Source organism: Prevotella sp. MGM1 (assembly GCF_002933775.1).
In the GTDB taxonomy this organism is placed as follows: Bacteria; Bacteroidota; Bacteroidia; order Bacteroidales; family Bacteroidaceae; genus Prevotella.
Genome location: NZ_BEWV01000183.1, coordinates 1 through 867 on the forward strand (window position 1 = coordinate 1; position 867 = coordinate 867).

General features: G+C 56.2%; 1 protein-coding gene. It reads left to right on the forward strand.

The genetic code is table 11. The features are described from left to right. On the forward strand, positions 1–867 hold an 867-nt coding region (locus MoGM_RS07270; protein ID WP_199181775.1), incomplete at both ends, for a glutamine synthetase III.

Sequence of the window (867 nt, forward strand, 5' to 3'; positions counted from 1 at the left end):
GGTAGTAGAAGAGGCTTTCAAAAAGCAGGCCGCAGAAGTAAAGACACCGGCGGAACGACCATCGGAGTATTTCGGAAAATACGTGTTCAACAGGCATAAGATGTACAAGTATCTGCCGGCCGACGTATATGCCAAGCTCATCGACGTGATAGACAACGGCACAAGGCTCGACCGCTCGATAGCCGACGCGGTGGCGGCGGGCATGAAGCAATGGGCAACGGAAAACGGGGCGACCCACTACACCCACTGGTTCCAGCCACTGACGGAGGGAACAGCCGAGAAGCACGACGCCTTCACGGAGCACGACGGAAAGGGAGGCATGATGGAAAACTTCAGCGGGAAGCTGCTCGTGCAGCAGGAACCGGACGCAAGCTCGTTTCCCAACGGAGGAATAAGAAACACGTTCGAGGCGCGGGGATACTCGGCATGGGACCCCACTTCGCCGGTATTCATAATGGATGACACGCTCTGCATACCCACGGTATTCATATCATACACAGGAGAGGCGCTCGACTACAAGGCGCCGTTGCTCAGAGCGCTGCACGCAGTGGACAAGGCGGCAACAGACGTATGCAAATACTTCTATCCGGAAGTGGCAAAGGTCAGATGCAACCTGGGATGGGAACAGGAGTACTTTCTCGTGGACGAGGGACTATACTCGGCAAGACCGGACCTTATGCTTACAGGCAGGACGCTGATGGGGCACGAGAGCGCGAAGAACCAGCAGATGGACGACCACTACTTCGGAACGATACCGGACAGGGTGCAGGCGTTCATGAAAGACCTCGAGATACGTGCCCTCGAACTGGGAATACCATGCAAGACGAGACACAACGAGGTGGCGCCAAACCAGTTTGAGCTGGCTCC